This window comes from Leucobacter musarum subsp. musarum (genome assembly GCF_001273845.1).
Lineage (GTDB): Bacteria > Actinomycetota > Actinomycetes > Actinomycetales > Microbacteriaceae > Leucobacter > Leucobacter musarum.
Genome location: NZ_JHBW01000086.1, coordinates 87,811 through 109,750, shown reverse-complemented (window position 1 = coordinate 109,750; position 21,940 = coordinate 87,811). Strand labels below are relative to the sequence as shown.

Annotated in this window: 21 protein-coding genes; 3 read left to right on the top strand and 18 right to left on the bottom strand. The window is 67.2% G+C overall.

The features are described 5' to 3' along the window. Positions 1-26: 26 nt before the first annotated feature. The 6 genes from tsaD to glmS are packed head-to-tail and all read right to left on the bottom strand — an operon-like array spanning position 27 to position 5,055. The gene (tsaD, locus tag CH42_RS08790) at positions 27-1,109 is read right to left on the bottom strand and encodes a tRNA (adenosine(37)-N6)-threonylcarbamoyltransferase complex transferase subunit TsaD (RefSeq protein ID WP_053352824.1); all 1,083 of its coding nucleotides are present in this window, start codon (positions 1,107-1,109) and stop codon (positions 27-29) included. Beyond that, the gene (gene rimI / locus CH42_RS08785) at positions 1,106-1,612 is read right to left on the bottom strand and encodes a ribosomal protein S18-alanine N-acetyltransferase (RefSeq protein ID WP_394325242.1); all 507 of its coding nucleotides are present in this window, start codon (positions 1,610-1,612) and stop codon (positions 1,106-1,108) included. Before rimI ends, tsaD begins: the two co-directional genes overlap by 4 nt. Further along, positions 1,609-2,253: a tRNA (adenosine(37)-N6)-threonylcarbamoyltransferase complex dimerization subunit type 1 TsaB gene (gene tsaB, locus CH42_RS08780; protein ID WP_239683998.1), complete on the bottom strand. Its 645-nt coding sequence runs from the start codon at positions 2,251-2,253 to the stop codon at positions 1,609-1,611. Before tsaB ends, rimI begins: the two co-directional genes overlap by 4 nt. After that, positions 2,250-2,780, bottom strand: coding sequence for a tRNA (adenosine(37)-N6)-threonylcarbamoyltransferase complex ATPase subunit type 1 TsaE (tsaE, locus tag CH42_RS08775; RefSeq protein ID WP_394325241.1), 531 nt, complete (start codon positions 2,778-2,780; stop codon positions 2,250-2,252). Before tsaE ends, tsaB begins: the two co-directional genes overlap by 4 nt. Continuing rightward, positions 2,777-3,151, bottom strand: a complete 375-nt coding sequence (locus CH42_RS08770) for a holo-ACP synthase (protein WP_053352822.1) — start codon at positions 3,149-3,151, stop codon at positions 2,777-2,779. Before CH42_RS08770 ends, tsaE begins: the two co-directional genes overlap by 4 nt. A gap of 53 nt (positions 3,152-3,204) precedes the next feature. Further along, entirely contained in the window at positions 3,205-5,055 is a 1,851-nt protein-coding gene (gene glmS, locus CH42_RS08765; protein WP_053352821.1) for a glutamine--fructose-6-phosphate transaminase (isomerizing), read from the bottom strand. Positions 5,056-5,087: 32 nt separating this feature from the next. Between glmS and coaA the strand changes: the two genes are divergently transcribed. Continuing rightward, positions 5,088-6,083 (top strand): type I pantothenate kinase, encoded by a 996-nt coding sequence (gene coaA, locus CH42_RS08760; protein WP_082309372.1) that lies wholly within the window; start codon positions 5,088-5,090, stop codon positions 6,081-6,083. A 30-nt stretch (positions 6,084-6,113) separates the two neighbouring features. Further along, a complete protein-coding gene (locus CH42_RS08755; RefSeq protein ID WP_053352820.1) occupies positions 6,114-7,334 on the top strand; it encodes an aggregation-promoting factor C-terminal-like domain-containing protein in 1,221 nt (406 codons plus the stop codon). 68 nt (positions 7,335-7,402) lie between these two features. Here the strand turns inward: CH42_RS08755 and glmM are convergent, their stop codons facing one another. The 4 genes from glmM to CH42_RS08735 form a co-directional block, all read right to left on the bottom strand. After that, complete coding sequence (glmM, locus tag CH42_RS08750) at positions 7,403-8,752, bottom strand: phosphoglucosamine mutase (RefSeq protein ID WP_053352819.1); 1,350 nt, start codon at positions 8,750-8,752, stop codon at positions 7,403-7,405. A 17-nt stretch (positions 8,753-8,769) separates the two neighbouring features. Beyond that, positions 8,770-9,249 carry a 30S ribosomal protein S9 gene (rpsI, locus tag CH42_RS08745; RefSeq protein ID WP_053352818.1) on the bottom strand — a complete coding sequence of 160 codons (480 nt, stop codon included), beginning with the start codon at positions 9,247-9,249 and terminating at the stop codon, positions 8,770-8,772. Positions 9,250-9,282: 33 nt separating this feature from the next. Next, positions 9,283-9,729: a 50S ribosomal protein L13 gene (rplM, locus tag CH42_RS08740; RefSeq protein WP_053352817.1), complete on the bottom strand. Its 447-nt coding sequence runs from the start codon at positions 9,727-9,729 to the stop codon at positions 9,283-9,285. Positions 9,730-9,885: 156 nt separating this feature from the next. Then, a complete protein-coding gene (locus CH42_RS08735) occupies positions 9,886-10,815 on the bottom strand; it encodes a tRNA pseudouridine synthase A (protein WP_053352816.1) in 930 nt (309 codons plus the stop codon). 91 nt (positions 10,816-10,906) lie between these two features. Between CH42_RS08735 and CH42_RS08730 the strand changes: the two genes are divergently transcribed. Continuing rightward, positions 10,907-12,793 carry an acyltransferase family protein gene (locus tag CH42_RS08730; RefSeq protein WP_053352815.1) on the top strand — a complete coding sequence of 629 codons (1,887 nt, stop codon included), beginning with the start codon at positions 10,907-10,909 and terminating at the stop codon, positions 12,791-12,793. Positions 12,794-12,871: 78 nt separating this feature from the next. Here the strand turns inward: CH42_RS08730 and CH42_RS08725 are convergent, their stop codons facing one another. The 8 genes from CH42_RS08725 to map form a co-directional block, all read right to left on the bottom strand. Next, complete coding sequence (locus CH42_RS08725; protein WP_239683997.1) at positions 12,872-17,578, bottom strand: ExeM/NucH family extracellular endonuclease; 4,707 nt, start codon at positions 17,576-17,578, stop codon at positions 12,872-12,874. 247 nt (positions 17,579-17,825) lie between these two features. Then, positions 17,826-18,329, bottom strand: a complete 504-nt coding sequence (rplQ, locus tag CH42_RS08720) for a 50S ribosomal protein L17 (RefSeq protein WP_053386926.1) — start codon at positions 18,327-18,329, stop codon at positions 17,826-17,828. A 45-nt stretch (positions 18,330-18,374) separates the two neighbouring features. Then, positions 18,375-19,361, bottom strand: coding sequence for a DNA-directed RNA polymerase subunit alpha (locus CH42_RS08715; protein ID WP_053352812.1), 987 nt, complete (start codon positions 19,359-19,361; stop codon positions 18,375-18,377). Positions 19,362-19,511: 150 nt separating this feature from the next. Continuing rightward, a complete protein-coding gene (rpsK, locus tag CH42_RS08710; protein ID WP_053352811.1) occupies positions 19,512-19,910 on the bottom strand; it encodes a 30S ribosomal protein S11 in 399 nt (132 codons plus the stop codon). A gap of 48 nt (positions 19,911-19,958) precedes the next feature. Next, on the bottom strand, positions 19,959-20,327 hold the full coding sequence (gene rpsM / locus CH42_RS08705; RefSeq protein WP_053352810.1) for a 30S ribosomal protein S13: 369 nt from the start codon (positions 20,325-20,327) through the stop codon (positions 19,959-19,961). 181 nt (positions 20,328-20,508) lie between these two features. Further along, positions 20,509-20,625: a 50S ribosomal protein L36 gene (gene rpmJ, locus CH42_RS08700; RefSeq protein WP_005050492.1), complete on the bottom strand. Its 117-nt coding sequence runs from the start codon at positions 20,623-20,625 to the stop codon at positions 20,509-20,511. A 69-nt stretch (positions 20,626-20,694) separates the two neighbouring features. Beyond that, positions 20,695-20,916 carry a translation initiation factor IF-1 gene (infA, locus tag CH42_RS08695; protein ID WP_010156420.1) on the bottom strand — a complete coding sequence of 74 codons (222 nt, stop codon included), beginning with the start codon at positions 20,914-20,916 and terminating at the stop codon, positions 20,695-20,697. 180 nt (positions 20,917-21,096) lie between these two features. After that, positions 21,097-21,939, bottom strand: a complete 843-nt coding sequence (gene map / locus CH42_RS08690) for a type I methionyl aminopeptidase (protein ID WP_053352809.1) — start codon at positions 21,937-21,939, stop codon at positions 21,097-21,099. Between the last annotated feature and the right edge of the window lies 1 nt (position 21,940).

Below are 21,940 nucleotides of genomic sequence, written 5' to 3'. Positions count from 1 at the left end.
CGACGAAATTCGTCGCCGACCGCTACTCACCCGACTTGCACCTGCTGCACCGGCAGTGTCGAGTCTGCCCCGAACCCGAGCCCCGAGGGCGCATGCCCGGCCGCGACGAGCTGTGCCCCGAGCGACGCGATCATCGCGCCGTTGTCGGTGCACAGTGAGAGGGGCGGCACGCGGAGGTGAATACCCGCAGCCGCCGCGCGCTCTGCCGCAAGTTCTCGCACGCGTGCGTTCGCGACGACTCCTCCGCCGAGCAGCAGCCGGGGTACGCCGAGATCGTGGCACGCGGCAATGGCTTTCGTGAGCAGCACGTCTGCCACCGCTTCGCGGAAGCTCGCCGCGACATCGGCAACGGGAACCTCGGCTCCGGCTGACACCTGCTGCTCGACCCAGCGCGCGACCGACGTCTTCAGCCCCGAGAAGGAGAAGTCGTAGCGGTGACGTTCCAAATCTTTGGGGCGGGTGAGGCCGCGCGGAAAGCGAATCGCGTTCGGGTCACCATCAGCGGCCACCCGATCGATCTGCGGGCCACCGGGATACGGGAGCCCAAGGAGGCGCGCCACCTTGTCGAAGGCCTCCCCCGCTGCGTCGTCGATCGTCTCCCCGAGCAGTTCGACGTCGCCGACCAGATTCCGCACGAGCAGCAGCGAGGTGTGCCCGCCCGACACCAGCAGCGCGATGGTCGGCAACTCGAGTTCTCCGACTGCACCGACGGCTTCGCGCAATCCCTCGCCGTGCAATAGGTCGGCGCCGACATGGCCGACGAGATGGTTCACCGCGTAGAGCGGCTTGTCGAGCGCGATCGAGAGCGCCTTCGCCGCGGAGACGCCGACCATCAGCGCACCCGCGAGCCCGGGGCCGGAGGTCACCGCGATCGCATCGAGCTCGTCGAGCCGCACACCGGCATCGGCGAGTGCGCGCTCGATCGTCGGCGTCATGGCTTCGAGATGCGCACGCGCCGCCACTTCGGGCACGACGCCTCCGAATCGCGCGTGCTCATCCATTGACGACGCAATAGCGTTTGCGAGCAGGGTGCGCCCGCGCACGATGCCGACGCCTGTTTCGTCGCAGCTCGTCTCGATGCCGAGCACGAGCGGTTCGCGCACCGTCATGACCGTTCCGCCTCTCCGTTCGTGCGGCCCTCGCGGTGCCGCATCTCAAGTTTCATCACGACGGCATCCACGCCATCTGGCTGGTAGTAGTGGGGGCGCACACCAATCTCGGCGAACCCGAGTGAGGCGTATAGCCGCTGCGCGACCGGGTTGTCCGCGCGCACTTCAAGGAAGACCTCTCGCACGCCACGCGCATCGGCGTCGTCGAGCAGTGCGTTCATCAACCGGCGCCCGTCACCTGCGCCACGCGCGGACGCCGAGAGCGCGATCGTCTGCACATCGGCTTCGGTTCCCACGGCGAGGAGACCGGCGTAGCCGCGCACCGCTCCCCCGGCATCGGTGAGCACGAGGTAGGTGCGGTGGTCACCGGTGACTTCCTCCCGCATCATCGATTCACTCCAGGCCTCCGCGCCGAAGACCTCGGCCTCGAGGGCCCAGATATGCGGCACGTCTTCCAAGGTCGCGTCGCGCATCACCAGGGGTGCCGGATCGCCGTTCGTCACGTCGACACGCGCTTCGGGGCACCGGGCTGCACGACATCCGGAGCCCGCAGGTATCGCGCACGATCGTCGTCGAATGCCCGGCCCGACGCGAGCCGGCGCGCGGCGAGACGCACCAACGACGCCGCGGGAATGCGCTCGGGCCAGACGTCACCCGGCTGCTCGGCGAAGTCCGCGCGAGCCCAGAGCTGAGGCCCCGCGACCGGTTCGGGAATTCCAGCCCAGTCCAGCGCACGGAACTCCGTCACGAACAGCTCACGTCGACGGGCGTCTTGCACTACGCGGACGCTCGAAGCGGCCCCCTGCTCCAAGACCTCAAGCGCCAGCGCCTCATGCCCCTGCACGGGAAGCAGCGGCACGCGCCGCCCCGTCGCGAACGCGTGCGCGGCGGCGATTCCGACGCGCAGGCCGGTGAACGGACCGGGGCCGATCCCGGCGACGACGCCGGTGACCGAGACAGGCGACACGCCGGATTCGGCAAATGCCCGTTCCAGCAGCAGACCGATGGCTTCGGCGTGACCGCGCACGTCATCGCTCGAGGCCACCGTGACGCGGCCGGCCGCCCCCACGGCCACACTCGTGCCGATCGCGGTGTCGATGGCGAGCAGCACGTGCTCGCCGAGTTCCGGAGCGACCTCGCTCATTGCAGCACTCCTTCTGCCCATCGGGCACCCCACGCAGAGATCGTCACCGTTCGAGGTTCGACCAGCGTCTCAGACCAGTCCTGAGCCGGAGCGCCAGCCGAGTCACCCGATCCATCATCGTCGGCGCTTCCGACCGGGCGCTCGATCACGATCTCGATCCAGTGCGACCGAGTATCGACGACACCGGCCCCCCATTCGGCGACCACGACGGCCCCCTCGAAGTCGAGGTCGAGATCGTCGAGTTCTTCGGCATCGCGCACACGATACGCATCGACGTGCACGAGCGGCGGGCCATCGCTCAGGGAGGGATGGGTGCGAGCGAGCACGAACGTCGGGCTCTGCACCGGGCCGCGCACTCCGAGCCCTTCACCAATCCCCCGCGTCAACGTGGTCTTCCCCGCGCCCAGCGGCCCCGTGAGAATGACGAGGTCGCCGGCGCGGAGCACACGCCCGAGTTGCACCCCGAGGTCGTGCATCGCGTCGGGGTCATCGGGGTGCCGCGTCTCGACAGTGCGCTGCGCGCTCACTCCGCGACTCCGGCAGTGGGCGCGGTTTCGAGTACGACGAACGCCGTCGCAAACCCGCCGTCGTGCGTCATCGAGACGTGCGGCAGCCCGGCACCACGCTCAGCAAGCGTGCGCTGCAATCGCTCGCTCGGCACGAACTGCGGGGGGCGATCCCGCTCGCGCGTGATCTCCATGTCGTGCCAGCGCAGCTCGCCCGAACCGCCGAGCGCTTTGATGAGCGCCTCCTTCGCGGCGAAACGCGCCGCGAGTGAATGCAGCGGACGCTCGCGCTCGCCGACGGTGAACAGGCGATCCTGCAGCTTCGGCGAACGCGCGAGCGTGCGCTCGAACCGGGCGATGTCGACCGTGTCGACCCCGATGCCGAGAATCATGACCTGCTCCTCACACGCCCCGCACCGAATCTCGTTCGGCGCGGGTACTTCGATTACTCGACCGTGACCGACTTCGCGAGGTTGCGCGGCTGGTCGACATCGAGCCCCTTCGCCGACGAGAGCTCGAGCGCGAACCACTGCAGCGGAACGACCTGCAGCAGCGGCTCGAAGAACGCATCCGCCAGCGGAAGGCGGACCACGTCATCGGCGTACGGCAGCACGGCGGTATCGCCCTTCTCCACGATGGCGATGACACGCGCGCCGCGCGCCCGGATCTCCTGAATGTTCGAGACGACCTTCGAATGCATGAGCGGCGAGGTGCGCGGGCTCGGCACCAGTACGAACACCGGCTGACCGTGATCGATGAGCGCGATCGGCCCGTGCTTCAGCTCGCCGGCGGCGAAGCCCTCGGCGTGAATGTAGGCGATCTCCTTGAGCTTGAGTGCGCCCTCGAGTGCGATCGGGAACCCGACGTGACGTCCCAGGAACAGCACCGAACGGGTGTCGGCCATCCAGTGCGCGAGCTGCGCGATCTGATCGTGCGTGTCGACCGCTTCGGCGACCTTTGCGGGCAGTGCCTCGAACTGTTCGACGGCCTGGGCCTGGTCTTCAGCCGAGAGCGCTCCGCGGACGCGACCCAGGTGGAGCCCGATCAAGTAGAGCGCCGTGATCTGCGCGACGAAGGCCTTGGTCGACGCGACTGCGACCTCCGGGCCGGCGTGTGTGTACACCGCGGCATCCGACTCGCGCGGAATCGTCGCGCTCTGGGTGTTGCACACCGAGATCGTGGTGACCCCGCGTTCGAGGGCGTATTTGACAGCCATGAGCGTGTCCATGGTCTCGCCCGACTGGCTGACCGAGATCACCAGGGTGCGGTCGGAGAGCACCGGGTCGCGGTAGCGGAACTCGTGGCTGAGCTGCACCTCGACGGGCACGCGCGCCCACTGCTCAATCGCGTAGGCGCCGACCTGGCCGGCATAGGCCGCGGTGCCGCAGGCGATGATGATGATGCGCTCGATGTTCGCGAGGCGTTCGTCACCCAACGCCGTGAGCTCCGGGATGTCGACGCCCGCGGCCGAGAGGCGCCCGCGAATGGTGTTGCCGACCGCGTCGGGCTGCTCGGTGATCTCCTTCGCCATGAAGGAGGACCAGCCGCCCTTGTCTGCCGCCTCCGCGTCCCACTCAACCTCGAACTCCTCGAATTCGATGGGAGCGCCGGCGAAGTCGGTAATTCGCACCTCATCGGGCGTGATGATGGCGATGTTATCTTCGCCCACGGCGACGGCGCGACGCGTCGACGACACGAATGCGGCGACGTCCGAGCCGAGGAAGTTTTCGCCGTCACCGAGGCCAACGACGAGCGGCGAATGGTGACGCGCCGAGACGATCTTGCCGGGCTCATCGCGGTGCATCGCGAGCAGAGTGAAGGTGCCGTGCAGGCGCCCGACCACCGAGCGGAACGCGGTTTCGAGATCGCCCTGGCGAGCCACCTCGAGGCCCAACAGCGCCGCTACCACCTCGGTATCGGTCTCGCTCAGCAGTTCAATGTCGTCGGCCTCGAGTTCGGCTCGAAGCTCGGCGAAGTTCTCGACGATGCCGTTATGGATGAGTGCGAGCTTGCCATCGTCTCCGAGGTGCGGATGCGCATTGACATCGGTCGGGCCGCCGTGGGTTGCCCACCGCGTGTGGCCGATACCTGTGCCGGCCGCGTCGAGCGGGCTGGCCTCCAACAGTTCTTCAAGACGGGCGAGCTTGCCCGAGCGCTTGCGCACCGACAGCGTTCCGGCGGAGTCCGCGACTGCGACTCCGGCCGAATCGTAGCCGCGGTACTCGAGGCGACGCAGTCCGTTGAGCAGTACTTCAACGGTGTCGTTAGGGCCGACATATCCGACGATTCCACACATGGCCCATAGTTTAGTGGCAGCATTGATGCACGATGACCAAGAACACCCTGACACCCCGTAGCGGCGACGTCTCGACCGACACCCACGCACTGGTGCGACCCGAGTTCACCTCGCCCTTCACCGAGATCGACCGAGACGAGTGGGCGAGGCTCGCCGGTGAGACTCCGATGCCGTTGACAGAAGGGGAGATCGCGGCGTTCCGGGGCCTCGGAGAGCCCCTCGATCTGGCCGAGGTCTCGCAGGTGTACCGGCCGCTCAGCCGGCTCATCAACCAGTACGCAATTGCTGCTCGTGAGATGCACCAGCGCACCCGCGGGTTCTTGCAGCGCGCGGATGAGCAGCCGAGCCCGTTCGTGATCGGCATCGCCGGGTCGGTCGCCGTTGGCAAGTCGACCGTCGCGCGCATCCTGCGCGATCTGCTTGCGCGCTGGCCGGAGACCCCTCACGTCGAACTGATCACGACCGATGGGTTTCTCTACCCCAATGCCGAGCTCGAGCGGCGCGGCATCGCGCATCGCAAGGGCTTCCCCGAATCTTATGACCGCCGAGCGCTCCTGCGATTCGTCTCCCAGGTCAAAGCCGGCGTCGCCGAGGTCCGCGCACCGCACTACAGCCATCTCGTGTACGACATCGTGCCCGACGAGTTCACCATTGTGCGACGCCCCGACATTCTCATCGTCGAAGGCCTCAACGTGCTGCAGCCCGCGTCGATGGATCATCCGCTCGCCGTCAGTGACCTCTTCGATTTCTCCGTCTATGTCGACGCGCGCACGGCCGACATTCAACGCTGGTACCGGCATCGCTTCTTGCAGCTGCGCGAAAGCGCGTTTGCGAACCCGAGTTCGCACTTCAAGCGCTTCGCCTCGATCGACGATGACGCCGCCGTCGCGGTGGCAGATGAATTCTGGAATAACATCAATGAACCGAATCTCGTCGCGAATATCCGACCGACGCGCGCACGCGCCAGTCTCGTGCTCCGCAAGGAATCAGACCACCGGGTGCAGAAGGTGCTTCTGAGAAAGGTGTAGGCCTCAGACTGAAGGTCTACCCTGGGCTCCATGCGTCGCCCCCGTCTCCTCCGCCACACTGCGGCAGCCGCACTCGCGGCCGCGATCGTCGTCACCGGCACTCTTCCGGCCCTCGCGGTGGAGCAGAGCGCCGACGATTATCCGACCTGGGAAGAAGTACAGGCGGCGAAGCAGTCCGAAAGCGATTCCCAGGCCGAATACGCACAGCTGCAGCGCGCGCTCCAGCGCGCGCAAGGCGAGGCCAGCACGGCGACCGCTGCGGCCGCGGATGCGACGGCAGTCGCCAGGGCGGCGAACCACGATCTGCAGCTCGCGCAGGCGAAGGAAGCGTCGTTGCAGCAACAGATCGAGGCCTCCGAGCACGAGTTCGCCGACAACGATGAGGCACTCGGACGCATGGTGTCGTGGCTGTACACGAACGGGACGGGTCTTGCGAGTGCCAGCGCGCTCGCTGACGCACAGAACCCCGAAGACTTCATGGCGAAGATCGGAATGGCGACGCAGGTGTCGGGCACCTGGAACGGCATCGCCGAGCGCGCGGCATCGCAAGTGAATAACGCCGCCTCATTGAACGAGCAGGCCGCCGACGCTGCCGCAGAACGCGAGCGCCTCTCCCAGGCCGCCGATGCTGCCGCCGCCGACGCGGCAGCGGCAGCGCACACGGCGCAACAGGCGGTCGCGCTCGCCGACGAACGCAGCGACACGATGTACGCACAGTTGGCGTCGCTGCGCGGCACCACCGCCGATGTCGAACGGCGCTATCAGATCGGCGTGCAGGTCGCCGAGCAGGCTGCCGAACAGGAGCGTGCGCGCGAGGAAGCCGCGCGGCAGCAGCAGGAGCAGCAGGAGAATGACGGTACGGGTGGCGGCTCAAGTGGCGGCGGGGGCGATTCCGGCGGATCAGGCTCTGGTGGCTCAGGTGGCGGCTCGGTCGTCGTGGATCCCGCCGGCGCTCAGGCGCACGCTCGATCGGTGTTGCCAGCGTACGGATGGGGCGACGATCAGTTCTCGTGCCTTGTCTCGCTCTGGACGGGCGAGTCCGATTGGCGCGCTGACGCGCTGAACCCCTGGAGCGGCGCGTACGGCATTCCCCAGTCTCTGCCCGCCGAGAAGATGGCGACTGCTGGCGCAGATTGGCTGACGAACGGAAACACTCAGGTCGACTGGGGTCTCGCGTACATCCAGTCGGTCTACGGCACTCCGTGCAATGCGTGGAACACCTGGCAGGCACGCGACCCGCACTGGTACTGAGCCGAAACGCAAGGAGCGCCCTGGCCCGCACGTGGCGGGTCCGGACGCTCCTTGCTCACGGATGCGATTCAGACGGCGAGACGCTCCAGCACAACCTGTGCGAGGTCGTCGGCGAGACGCTGAGCCTGCTCTTCGTGCTCGGCCTCGACCATCACGCGTACGACCGGCTCGGTGCCGGAGGGGCGCAGCAGCACCCGCCCCTTGCCCGCGAGCGCGATCTCGGCCTGGCTGACGGCCTGCTGCAGCACTTCATCGCCGTGCACACCGGTACGGTCGACGCCGCGCACGTTGACGAGCACCTGCGGGTACACCGTCATGCACTGCGCGAGTTCGGCGAGGGTCTGCCCGCTGCGCACGATCTCGGCGGCAATGTGCAGGCCCGTGAGGATGCCGTCGCCCGTCGTCGCATGATCGCTCATGATGACGTGGCCCGACTGCTCCCCGCCGAGCGAGTAACCCTCGGCATTGATGGCTTCGAGCACGTAGCGGTCGCCGACTCCCGTCTCGACCACGTCGATGCCGTTGTCGGCCATCGCAAGCTTGAGCCCCAGGTTCGACATCACGGTGGCGACGAGCGTGTTGCGTTCGAGCTTGCCACGACGTGCCATCGACAGCGCGAGGATCGCCATGATCTTGTCGCCGTCCACGACGTCACCGGCAGCGTCGACCGCGAGGCAGCGGTCAGCGTCGCCGTCGTGGGCGATGCCGAGGTCTGCGCCGTGCTCGCGCACGGCCGCGCGCAGCGGCTCGAGGTAGGTCGATCCGACGCCGTCGTTGATGTTGAAGCCGTCGGGATCGTTGCCGATCACCGTGACCTTCGCGCCGGCGTCGGTGAAGACGTCGGGAGAGATGCCGGCTGCGGCGCCGTGCGCGCAGTCGAGCACGACGTGGATGCCGTCGAGCCGCAGGCCCTCGAGCGTGCCCAACAGGTGCACCAAATAGCGATCTTCGGCATCGGCGAATCGGCGAATGCGGCCGACCTCGCGGCCGGTGACGGCGACGGTCGCACCATCGATCGCAGCTTCGATCTGATCTTCCACGTCGTCGGGGAGCTTGCGCCCGCCCTCGGCGAAGAACTTGATGCCGTTATCGGGGGCCGCGTTGTGCGAGGCCGAGACCATGACGCCGAAGTCGGCTCCGGTGTCGGCCACGAGGTACGCCGCGGCCGGCGTCGGAATCACCCCGGCGTCGAGCACGTCGACCCCGGCTGAGGCGAGGCCGGCCGAAACGGCGGCCGCGATGAACTCACCGGAGACACGCGGATCGCGTGCAACGACGGCGACAGCGCGACGGCTCTCGCTCCGGGCAGAACGCCCGAGAACGAGAGCCGCAGCGCGTGCGAGGCTGAGGGCCAGCTCGGCGGTCACATCGACCCCAGCCAGCCCTCGAACCCCATCGGTGCCAAACAGGCGTCCCATGTGCAGGAAGCTCCGGATTAGCGCTTCGAGTACTGAGGCGCCTTGCGCGCCTTCTTGAGACCGGCCTTCTTGCGCTCCTTGATGCGAGCGTCGCGGCTCAGGAAGCCGGCCTTCTTCAGCGTCGGGCGATTGTGCTCGGCGTCGATCTCGTTGAGCGCACGGGCGATCGCGAGGCGCAGTGCACCGGCCTGGCCCGAGGGGCCGCCGCCGACGATGCGGGCGATCACGTCGTACGAGCCACCCAGCTCGAGTGCGGTGAACGGATCGGTGATGAGCTGCTGGTGCAGCTTGTTCGGGAAGTACTCGGCAAGCTCGCGACCATTGACGGTCATGGTGCCGGCACCGGGAACGAGGCGCACGCGGGCGATGGCCTGCTTGCGGCGGCCGACGGCTCCACCCGAAACGGTGAGCGCGGGGCGCGGGGTCGCGACGGTGGCCTGGCCGGCCGGCGTCTCGGTGGTGTAGCTCTCGGGGGCCACGGTCTGCTCTTCAGTCACTGTGAATTCTCTCTCTGAGGTTTCGGGGCGCGATTACTGCGCGACCTGGCCGAAGGTGTAGGGGGTGGGCTGCTGAGCAGCGTGCGGGTGCTCGGCACCCTTGTACACCTTCAGCTTGCGGAACAGATCGGCTCCGAGCGAGTTCTTGGGGAGCATGCCGCGGATGGCCTTCTCCACTGCGCGGTCGGCGTTCTTGTCGAGCAGCTCGGTGTAGCTGACCGAACGGAGGCCGCCCGGGTAGCCCGAGTGGCGGTAGGCGCGCTTGTTCGCGGCCTTGTTGCCCGTCAGCACGACCTTGTCGGCGTTGATGATGATGACGTAGTCGCCCATGTCCATGTGGGGGGCGAACGTGGTCTTGTGCTTGCCGCGGAGCAGAGCTGCTGCGTGCGAGGCGAGGCGGCCGAGCACCACGTCGGTGGCGTCGATGATCAGCCAGTCGTGCTTCTGCTCTGCGGCCTTCGGTGAATACGTGCGAGTCACTTGAGTGCTGCTTTCTGTCGAATTGGAGGAGTTCGTGAATCCCGCTCCGGTGCGTGGTCCCTGACGGGTGCTCGCGCGGATGGAGGGCTCAACAAATCGGGTGCTTGCGCACCAAGGAACGAGCTTAGCACAGGATCGTGCCGTGACTCCCCCGGATCAGTGCGTCGAGGGGGTCGACTCCCCCGGTTCGACGCTCGCCAACGGTTCGCGGCGCGCACGGGTCGCCTCGGCGCGCTCGGCGAGTGCGTCGTCGGCCGGGTAGGCGATCTCTTCCAGGGAGAGGCCCAGCGCCGGCATCACCGTGAAGCGACTCGTGCGCGTCCGCGCATCGCGGAGCTCGCGCAGGTCATCGAGCGCGAGGCGTCCGCTGCCGACGGCGACCACGGAACCGACCAGCGCGCGCACCATCGAGTGGCAGAACGCGTCTGCCTCGATACGGGCCGCATACGCGCCGTCATCGGTGAGACGCCAGTCGAAGCGGAGCAGGTCGCGCACCGCCGTCGCCCCCTCGCGCGCCTTACAGAAGGTCGTGAAGTCATTGAGCCCGAGCAACTCGTCGGCGGCGCGCTGCATCAGGTCGAGATCGAGCGCTCTCGGAATCTGCGCGGTGAATCGGGAGGTGAGCGGATCCTGGCGCATCCCGTCGCCCCGCAGACGGTACTCGTATCGGCGCCGCAGCGCCCCGAACCGGGCATCGAATTCCGGGGGCACCGCCCGTACGGAGTGGATGACTACGTCGGGTGCCGTGCGTTTCAGCACCCCGGTGAGCTTGCGTGCACGCACGTGCATGAGCTCGGTCTCGCTCGGTGCCGGGTCACCCGGGCGCCGCCGCGACGCCCACTTCTCCAGGTGCGCAGCGCTCACATCCACGTGCGCGACCTGGCCGCGTGCGTGGACGCCGGCGTCGGTGCGACCGCCCACCGTCAGCCGGACGGAGTCGGGTGCTTTGACCCGCAGCAACTGGGCGATCGCCGCTTCGATCTCGCCCTGCACCGTGCGCAGCCCGGGCTGCATCGCCCACCCGGCGAAGTCCGTGCCGTCGTACGCCAGGTCGAGGCGCAGGCGAGTCAGATCGGCGTCGGGCATACCCATGATCCTGCCAGACGCAGCGCGCACTCGTGTCTCGTGCGTACACTGGATGGCCGAGGCGCGCGCCCGCGCGCCCGATCCTTCGCCTATGACCCCGCAGCAGACAGCCTCACCCGCCGCACGCCCGTTCCGTCTCGGCGGCCTCGATGGTCTCCGTGCGATCGCGGTCTGCCTGGTGCTCGGCTGCCACCTGTTCCCGTCAGCCTTGCCCGGTGGCTTTCTGGGCGTCGACGTCTTCTTCGCGATCAGCGGCTTCTTGATCACGACCCTGCTGCTGCGCGAACACCGCACCAGCGGCAGGGTGCGGCTCGGCTCATTCTGGCGTCGGCGCGCTCGGCGCCTCCTGCCGGCTCTCGGCCTCGTACTGGTGACCTGTACCGCACTGGCACTGCTCGTCGGGCGCGACCTGCTCGTCGGCATCGGACGCCAGGTCGTCGGCGCCGCCCTGTTCGTGAGCAACTGGACGTCAATCTCGGCGGGCGCCGACTACTTCTCAGCAGACACTCCCGAACTCTTCCGAAATACTTGGTCGCTCTCGATCGAAGAGCAGTTCTACCTGGTGCTTCCGTTCCTGCTGCTCGCGCTGGTGAGGTTTCGCCGTCGATGGGTGCGCGCGCTTCCGCTCCTCCTGCTCGGCGTCGCATCAGCCCTGCTCATGGCCACCCTCGCGGCGACCGGGGCCGATGCGACGCGCGTGTATTTCGGGTCGGACACGCACACGTTCGGACTGCTGCTGGGCGCCGCGCTTGCCATGCTTACCGCGCCGAAAGCGTCCGCGCCCGGCGCCCTGAGCACGGCTCCGGCTGCGCTCGGTCGTGTCGCGCAGCTCGGGCTCGCCGCGCTCACGTGCGCAGGCCTCGCCACACTCGGCTGGCTCGCGTTCACGATCACCGAAGCGGGCGCGGAGAGCTTTGCGGGCGGCTTCCAGCTGGCAACCGTTGCCGCGCTCGTCACCGTGTGGGCGGTGTCACGCCCGGGCGCCTGGGCGGGCATCGCTCTCGACGCACGCCCACTGCGCTGGATCGGCGAGCGCTCGTACGGCATCTATCTGTGGCACTGGCCGCTGCTGCTCATCATCACCGCGTGGCTCGGTGCGGTGTCGCCATGGTGGATCGCGGGGTGCACTCTCGCCGCAACCGTCGCGGCAGCCGCACTCTCGTACCGCTTCGTGGAAGAGCCGGTGCGGAGGTTCGGGCTGCGCCGATCGCTGGCGATGCTCCTCCGCCCCGCGCATCACACCGCGCGCCGTCGCACCGTGGCGATCGCGCTCGGGGTCGTTCTCCTCACCACGGTGCCGGCTGCGGGTGTGGCGGTCGCCACGGCGCCGAAGGTGAGTTCTGGTGCGGCCGCCGTCGACCGCGGCCGAGCGGTGCAGGATTCCGCAGCCGCGACCCCGTCGCCTGCTGCTCCTGCTCCAGAGGATGAGGCCTCGGCGAGCGCACCCGCGACCCCCGCAACACCGACCGGTTCGGAGGTGAACGCGATCGGCGACTCCGTGATGCTCGCGAGCCTGCCCGAACTCGAGGCGCACTTCCCCGGTATCTCCGTGGACGCGGAGGTCTCGCGCGGCATGGGCGTCGGCGTCGAGCTCTCCGAGCGCCTGGCGTCAGACGGCGGGCTTAGGCAGGTGCTCGTTGTGGGTCTCGGCACCAACGGTCCGGTCGACACTGCCGAACTCGATGCGCTCCGTGCGAGCGCGCAGGGGCGCCCGCTCGTACTGGTGAACGCCCATGCCGACCGAGATTGGATTCCCGGCGTCAATGCAGCACTCGCCGAGTACGCCGATGCCCATCGCGGCGTCGTCGTCGCGGACTGGAACGGTTCCATCTCTCGCGCTCCCAGCTCGGCGCTCGCGGGCGATGGTATTCACCCCAACCCCAACGGGGGCGAGCTCTACGCGGCGTGCGTGCAGCAGGCACTCGACGATCTGCAGCGCCCTGGCGAGGGCATCGGGTACGGGCTTCCCCGCCGGTGAGACGAGTTCGGCCCCGCACCTTCGAACGAGGTGCGGGGCCGAACCGAGCCGGTGGCTCAGGTGAGGATCACCCGGCCGTCAGCGCTCCATGCGCGCGCGACGTGCGACGAGCACGGCACCTCCGAGCGCCAGCAGCGCGGCTGCTCCTGCTGCAGCGAACCAGGGGCTCATGCCACCGGTCGACGCCAGCGATCCGTTCGCAGATGTGCCGGAAGCCGCCGAGCCAGAAGCCTGCGAACCGTCAGTCGCATTCGCGGCGTTCGTGCCTGCGGCTCCGCTCGTGCCCGTACCGGCCGCCGATCCGGCGCCCTCGGCCGCGGCTCCCGCGCCCGATGCTCCGTCGGCAGCGGCTCCTGCACCGTCTGCGGCGCCATCCGCGGCACCACCCGCGGTACCGTTGGCGCCGCCCTCCGCGCCGGTGACCGGGGCGTCGACCTGCACTGGCACCGTCACGGTCGTGCCGCTGACATCGGTGGCGATGGTGAGGGTTGCGGCCCCCGCGAGGTCTGCCGGGATCGCGAACTCCAGGGTCGCCGCGCCATCCACGACCGGAGCCGTGGCGAGCGGAGTCGCGGCTGCAGCAGCCGCGCGAGCAACGGCACCCGAGTCCGCAGCGATCGAGGCCGAGACCTGCGTGTTCGCGGGCACGCCGCGCGACGTCAGATCCAGCTTCGAGAACTGCAGGCTGAGCGTCTGCCCGGGCTCGACCGAGCCGGTCGGCAGACCACTGATCTGCACCGAGCGACGGTCGTAGCTCGGTGACACCGGGCTGTTCGCGCGCAGGTACTCGATCCAGGCGTCGCGATCGACGAGACCCGTGTCTTTGGTGTCCACTCCGTTTGCGAACTCGCGGAAGTTGTCGCCGCCCTGCAGCAGGAAGCTGAAGGAGCCGATCCGGTACTCGCGCTCCGGATCGATCGGCGCCCCGTTCACCATGATGCTGGTGATGCGATCGCCCTCTTCGCGCGTCTCATCGAACGTGTAGCTGACGTTCTTCGACAGGCCGAGCTGCAGGTACGGCTTCGAAGGCACCGCGCCCTCGGCCGTGCGCTGCCACTGCTGCTCCAGCGCCGTCTTGAACTGCGCGCCGGTCAGCGTTGTGGTCCACAGGTTGTTCAGGAACGGGAGCACCGCGTTCGCCTCGGCGTAGGTAATCTCACCGGCTTCGAGCTCCGCGCGGAGCCCACCCGGGTTGACGACGCCGATCTCGGCACCGCCACGGTCTGACGACGACAGGCTCGAGAGCAGCGCGTCCGCGACGAAGTTGCCGAGCGTCGACTCCGAACCGCGATCATCACGCGTCTCGCCGGTGAAGGCCGTCGTGATGTCGGCGGTCGCCTCGCTGATCGGCTGGTTGCCGATCTCAGCGGCGTTCGCGAGCGCCTCGCGCACAATGCCGTCGACCTCGGCAACTACCGGCGATCCCGCGACCAAGACGGCTTCATCGGTGGTGACGCGCGGCACATTGCGGGTGACGGTGGCGTTCGTGTCGCCCGTTGCCGGATCGTAGTCGAGCACGACCTGGCCGACGTTCGCGCCGTAGCTGCCGGTCTGCAGCACCGGGCGGGTGCTGCCGTCGGTCGCGCCGGGCACGGGGGCGTTCCAGGCGTACTCCGCGTGCGTGTGACCGTTGTAGATCACGTCGACCGCGGGGCTCGTCTCGTTCACGATGCGTTCGAAGACGCCTCCGGCAGCGAGTTCCTGCTCGAGCGACGACTGCTCGGCGTTGCCGCCGGCAGCGCCCTCGTGGTACTCGGCGACGATGACGTCGGCCTCGCCGTTCTCCGGGTCGCCGTCGGTGAGCTGCGCCGCGACGCGGTTCACCGCGGCCACCGGATCGCCGAAGGTCAGGCCTTCGATGCCACCGGGCGATACGAGCGCCGGCGTCTCCTGCGTGATCGCGCCGATGACGCCGACCTTCACGCCGTCGACCTCGATGATCTCGTACTCCTGCACGGCGGGCTTGCCGTCGCGCGTCACGTTCGCCGCGAGGTACGGGAACTGGGCGGCGGCTTTCACGCGACCGTCGAGGTCGTCGTAGCCCTGATCGAACTCATGGTTGCCCGCCGACGACGCGGCGACGCCCAGCACGTTCAGCACGTCGAGCGTCGGCTGATCCTGCGCCACCGACGAGGCGAAGAGCGATGCACCGATGTTGTCACCGTTCGAGAGCAGCACGCTGCTGTCGGGGTACTCGGCGCGCAGCCCCTCGACCGTGCCCGCGAACTTCACCGTGTTGGCGTCGATACGCCCGTGGAAGTCGTTGATGTTCAGGAAGTTGAGCTGCGTGGTTTCCGACGCAGCACCCTCTGCCGAGATGCCGACCACGATCGGGTCGTGGTCGGACGAGCGGTACGGGCCCTCGGCGAACAGGTCGAGCGCGTTGTAGTTGTAGCGGCTGTACTCGAGTGCAACGGCTTCGACGGAGTTGATGTTCCAGATGTCCGCTCCGGTGACGAGCTTCTCCGCACTCGGCGAGGCGAAGATGTAGTCGAGGGATCCCACCGCACCGTCGTAGGTGTAGGTCTCCTTGCCGGTCTTCGCGCCCTGGCTGACGTAGTCGGCCCCCAGAATCGTCTGGATCGGCTGCTCACCCGCGTACGAGTTGAAGTCGCCCACGAGGAAGACGCGGTCAGTGCCCGCCTGCTCCTCCATGTCGGCCGCGAAAGTCACCAGCGCCTCGGCCTGGCGGGTACGATCGCCGTTGAATGCGCCGACGCCATCCTTCAGGTCGGCGTTGTCACCGGTTGCTGCAGGGGTGCTGTCGCCCTTCGACTTGAAGTGGTTCGCGACGACCACGAAATCGGTGTCAGTTCCCGTCACGGAGAAGTGCTGCGCGAGCGGCTCGCGTGCATTCGCAAACGCGGGCGAATCAGTCAGAATCACCGATGCGTCGACCGGCGCGATCGACTCCTTCTTGAAGATGAAGGCCGTGCGGATCACGTCCTCGTTCTGCGGCAGCTCGGCGGGCGATCGTACGTAATCCCAGTCGCCACCGGTGAGGCCCGAATCGGCGTTCAGCGCAGCGACGAGGTTCGCCAGTGTTGCATCGCGATCCTGACCGAACCGCGCCGAGTTCTCGATCTCCTCGAGCGAGATCACGTTCGCATCGAGCGCGTTGATCGCGACGACGACCTTGCCCTGCTGACGGTCGAAGTTCGCCTGGTCCCAGGCACCGCGCGCATCGCAGCCCTTGCTCACGGCGATCTTGTTGCCCGCGCGATCCGTGTAGGCCTCGCAGCCCGCAATGTCGACGCCGAACGTCGTGAAGTAGTTCAGCACGTTGAAGCCGGCCAGCCGCACGTCGCCGCCGACCTCATCCGGGTGCTCCGTGCGCGTGTTCGCGAACGTTGCCGGCTGCACCGTCGCCGCGTTGTCGGGCGTCAGCTGCGTGGTCGGCTGGAACTTCCAGGCTCCATTGCGGTAGTCGAGCACCACAGGAGCAGTGAAGGTCACCGGAGCGCCGACGCGCACGGGGGCCGTGGTCGAGAGATACGGCAGTGGCACCCCCTTGTTCGCCGTCGAGTTGAAGTTGATGCTCGCGCCGTCGTCGAGCAGTACGCCGATCTCGGCATTGCGCGATTGAGCCGCCGTGTACGCCTCGCTGCCGGGGAGACCGGCGGCCGTCGGGTTGAGCAGCGGGGAGCTGTCGGCAGCGAGGCCGATCTCACCGTAGAAGTTGGTGTCGTACGTGTCAGAGACTGTAAAAGCGCCCTGCGGCGCGATAAGCATGCTCTCGAAAACCTCGCGCTCGGCATCCGTCTTCGGGAACGGGATCGCGGCCGGCACGACCGGTGCGACCTCTTCCGCGACCGATACCAGACCGCCCGCGGCCACGGTGATCTCGGTCAGCCCGTTGAACTCCGAAACCGCACCGGTCACCTCCACGTAGCTACCCACAGACGCCTCAGCGACCGTTGCGCTCGAATAGACGAAGACCGCCTCCGAAGCGGTGTGCGTTGCCGGATCGACGTCGCCGCCGGTTCCCGGGGTCTGGATCGTGTAGCCGGCGAAACCACCCGTCGGGTACACCGCGGTCACGATGCCGCGGGTCTTGACCTGTGTTCCCGCCAGCGGGCTCGTCGGTCCGGTGCCCTGAATCTGGGCGATCGGGGTGACATCGGCCGGCACCTCAGGTTCGGGTTCGACCGTGGGCTCCTGCCCCGATCCCGTGGGTGATGGGGCGACAGCGACAAAGTCCGCAGCGTTGTCATCCGAGTCGGCCGTCGCCGTGCGTTCGATGCTTGCCGTGGTCGAGGGAGCCGGGGCTGCCCCCGCCCCCTCGAACCGTGTGGCGCTGCCGTAGCCCACGAAGTCGGCAACGGTGGTGGCATCACCTTCGGCACCGACCGCAATGGGCGACGTCGTCTTCGCCAACACGATCTGACCACCGCCGGCACCCGCTGCCAGGCTCGTCGCGAGATCCGCGCCGGCAACTGCCGCGCCGTTCGCCCCGACCGTTCCGGTGATCAGGAACGAACCCTGCGCGGGAATCGACCCTCGCAGTGGCATCACGTTCGAACCCGATGCCGGGTTCGTCGACGTCCCTGACCGGTACTGGAGCGACCAACCCTCGAGACTGATCGGCGATGCCGTGGGGTTCGCGAGTTCCACGAAGTCGGCGTTCAGAACGGCTCCCCCGTTGCCACCGGCAGCATAGATCTCATTGATCACCACCCCTGATCCGTCGGGGGCGGCGTACGCGGGTGTCGCGATGAGCGGTGCTGCCGCGACAGCTGCGATGGCAGCTGCGGCGCACAAGCGTTGTGATCGTTTCTGGGGCACCAGTTTCTCCGTGACTGACGGAACCGCATCGCGCGACTCCGGGGCGCCGGCGTGATCCGGCGGCTTGCGTCAGCCCGTGGACCAGGCGACCATCACGACGCTACGGTGCGGGAGTTACGTCCATACCCCTGCCAGTTGCCCTGCGGGTGAACGGCACGTGCACGCCGATGAACGGGCGTGTCGTGCCCGAACGCACGAAACCCCCGTCGCATTGCGACGGGGGTTTCGTGACGGAACCGGGCTCGAATTACTCGGCCTTCTCCTCGGCAGCGGCCTCGGTGGTCTCCTCAGCAGCTTCGGTGACCTCAGCGGTCTCCTCGGCCGGAGCCTCTTCGACGACCTCGGCGGCCGGCTTCTCAGCGGCTGCCTTCTTCGCCTTGGGCTTCGGAGCAACCGGCTCAAGCACGAGCTCGATCACTGCGAGGGGAGCATTGTCACCCTTGCGGAAACCGGTCTTGATGATGCGGGTGTAGCCGCCCTCGCGGTTCTCGACCAGCGGCGCGATCTCGGTGAAGAGCTCGTGCACGACCGACTTGTCGAGGATCTGACGCATGACGCGACGGCGTGCGTGCAGGTCTCCGCGCTTTGCGAAGGTCACGAGACGCTCGGCGACGGGCTGGAGGCGCTTGGCCTTCGTCTCCGTCGTCTGGATGCGCTTGTGCTCGAAGAGCTGCGAAGCCAGCTGGTTGAGCATCAGACGCTCGTGTGCGGGGCCGCCTCCGAGGCGGGGGCCCTTGTTGGGCTTGGGCATTGTTTACTCCAGTAAGTGTGCGATCAGGCCAGCGATGCCGGATCGTTAGTTGTTGTCGTCTTCGTAGCTGTAGAACTGCGCGCCGTCGAACCCGGGCACTGCGTCCTTCAGCGAGAGGCCCATCTCGGTGAGCTTGTCGCGCACCTCGAATACAGACTTCTGGCCGAAGTTGCGGATGTTCATCAGCTGGGCCTCGGAGAGCGCTACGAGCTCGCTCACCGTGTTGATGCCCTCGCGCTTCAGGCAGTTGTAGCTGCGCACCGACAGATCGAGATCCTCGATCGGAATCGACAGCTCGCCCTCGGTGACGACCTCAACCGGCGCGGGGCCGATCTCGACGCCCTCGGCAGCGGTGTTCAACTCGCGTGCAAGACCGAACAGCTCGACCAGCGTCGAACCAGCCGACGCGATGGCATCGCGGGGGCCGATCGCCGGCTTCGTCTCAACATCGACCACCAGGCGATCGAAGTCGGTGCGCTCACCGGCACGAGTCGCCTCGACGCGGTAGGTCACCTTGAGCACGGGCGAGTAGATCGAGTCGACCGGAATACGACCGACCTCGGCATCCTCATTGCGGTTCTGCGCTGCGGAGACGTAGCCGCGGCCGCGCTCGATGGTGAGCTCGAGCTCGAACTGCGCCGAATCACCGAGCGTCGCGATGACGAGCTCGGGGTTGTGCACCTCGACACCGGCGGGAGCAGAGATGTCGGCAGCAGTAACCTCGCCGGCTCCCGTCTTACGCAGGTACGCGGTGATGGGCTCATCATGCTCGCTCGAGACGACGAGATCCTTGATGTTCAGGATGATCTCGGTGACGTCCTCGGTCACGCCCTGAATGGTCGTGAACTCGTGAGCAACGCCCTCGAAGCGGACGCTGGTGACCGCTGCGCCGGGAATCGACGACAGCAGCGTGCGCCGCAGCGAGTTGCCGAGCGTGTAGCCGAAGCCGGGCTCGAGCGGCTCGATGGCGAAGCGCGAACGGTACTCGGAGATGGATTCTTCAGTCAGAGTGGGTCGCTGTGCAATCAGCACGGTGTGTGATCCTTTCGCTGGAGTCCGCTATATGACTCATGCGGTATCGGGAGTGAAGTGGCCTGAAGCGCTGGGAAGGCCAGCGCGAGAAGAGGCGGATCGCCGCCGGGAGCGGCAGCTGCGCCGGCCGGAGCCGGCGCAGCGTTCCACTCAGACGCGGCGACGCTTCGGCGGACGGCAGCCGTTGTGGGTCTGCGGTGTCACGTCGTTGATCGAGCCCACCTCGAGGCCGGCGGCCTGCAGCGAGCGGATCGCGGTCTCGCGGCCCGAACCCGGACCCTTGACGAAGACGTCAACCTTCTTCATGCCGTGCTCCTGTGCCTTGCGAGCAGCCGACTCAGCTGCGAGCTGCGCGGCGAACGGGGTCGACTTGCGCGAGCCCTTGAAGCCCACGCCGCCCGAGGAAGCCCAGCTGATCACAGCACCGGTGGTGTCCGTGATCGAAACGATCGTGTTGTTGAACGTCGACTTGATGTGGGCCTGGCCCACAGCAACGTTCTTCTTATCCTTGCGACGCGGCTTGCGAGCCGCGGTCTTTGGTGCAGCCATTGAGTGTTCTCCTGAAAAGCTCTGTGTGTAGGTCTAACGGACCGGCGATTACTTCTTCTTGCCGGCGACGGTGCGCTTCGGGCCCTTACGGGTACGAGCGTTCGTCTTGGTGCGCTGACCGTGCACAGGCAGGCCCTTACGGTGGCGGAGCCCCTGGTAGCTGCCGATCTCAACCTTGCGGCGGATGTCAGCAGTGACCTCGCGGCGGAGATCGCCCTCAACCTTGAAGTTGGCTTCGATGTAATCGCGAAGCGCGACGAGCTGCTCGTCGGACAGATCCTTGACGCGGATGTTGCCGTCGATCTCGGTGTCGGCGAGGGTCTTCAGTGCGCTGGTGCGCCCGACGCCGTAGATGTAAGTGAGTGCAATCTCAACGCGCTTGTCGCGTGGGATGTCTACTCCTGCGAGACGTGCCATGTTGGCTCTCCTTGCGGATTGTAGAGGTGTGGTGCGCACCGGGGGTCCGGGCCTCTGTCCCGAGGTGTCCCCCACCGGTGACCCGGTGGGTTCTTCGATGCGCTGGATCGGTGATTCAGTTGTGTGCTCTGCGAGAGCGCGTGCCGACTGCGGACGAATCTTCAGCCGCCATCGCCGGGGCTTAACCCTGGCGCTGCTTGTGGCGCGGGTTGCTCTTGCAGATCACCATGACGCGCCCGTGGCGACGGATGACCTTGCAGTGATCGCAGATCGGCTTGACGCTGGGGTTGACCTTCATGATGTTTCCTTCGTGTATTTCGCTGTCCTCGTACTCGCGGGGTGCCGCGAGTCGTTACTTCCCAGCGACCTACTTGTAGCGGTAGACGATGCGGCCGCGGGTCAGATCGTAGGGCGTCAGCTCCACGATCACGCGGTCCTCAGGGAGGATACGGATGTAGTGCTGGCGCATCTTGCCCGAGATATGAGCGAGCACCTTGTGTCCGTTGGTCAGCTCGACGCGGAACATCGCGTTGGGCAGAGCCTCGACAATGTGTCCCTCGATCTCGATGACGCCGTCTTTCTTGGCCATAGCCTCACTATCGCTTGCGTAGGTGTACTGGTCATGCGAATGCTTGACTCCCGCTCAACCGTCTCGAAAACGAGAACGCAAAAACAGGCGCAAAGCACCAAAGATCAAGCGTACCGGGCGTGTCTCATTTTGTAAAGCCGAGAACGGCCCGTCGTGCTGCGAACGAATGGTTCAGCAGGGCTAGGGAATCGGCACCGGATGCACGCCCAGTGGAGCGAGCCCACTGGCTCCCCCGTCTTCGGCCGTCAGCACCCAGATGCCATGCTCATGTACGGCGACTGTGTGCTCCCACTGAGCGCTCATCGATCCGTCAGACATGGTCACGGTCCAGTCATCGTCTTCGACGTCCGTCTCGATGCCTCCTGCGGAGATGATGGGCTCGATCGCGACCACCAGTCCCGGCTTGACTTCGGGGCCCCGGCGTCGCGTCGGCACGTTGAACACCGGGGGGTCTTCATGCATGGAGCGACCGATACCGTGCCCGATGTAGTCCTCAAGCACCCCGTAGTCGCTCTGTGCCCGCACGTAGCTCGACACTGCGGCCCCGACCTCGTTCAGGTGCTTGGCAGTGGCGAGCCGCGCGATGCCGCGCCACATCGCTTGCTCGGTGACCTCGCTGAGACGCTGGTTCGCCGCAGTGCGCGCATCGTCGGCAAAGTCAGGAAGTACCGCGGTGAACGCCGCATCGCCGTGCCACCCGCCGACCACCGCACCCGCGTCGAGCGCCACGATGTCGCCCGCGGCGAGCGGACGCTCGGTCGGAATCGCGTGCACTACGTGTTCGTTGACGTTCGCGCATATGGTGTGTCGGTACCCGGGCTCGAGCATGAAGTTCGGCGCACCGCCACGAGCGCGAATTGCGGATTCCGCGATTGCGTCGAGTTCGAGCGTCGTGATTCCCGGTCGCACCGCCTCGCGCATCGCGGTAAGCGCTGCAGCTGTCGCGAGCCCAGGCTCAATCATCAATCGGAGTTGCGCCGGCGACTTGTAGATCGACCGGCGCAGGAACCCGCGCGGACTCACG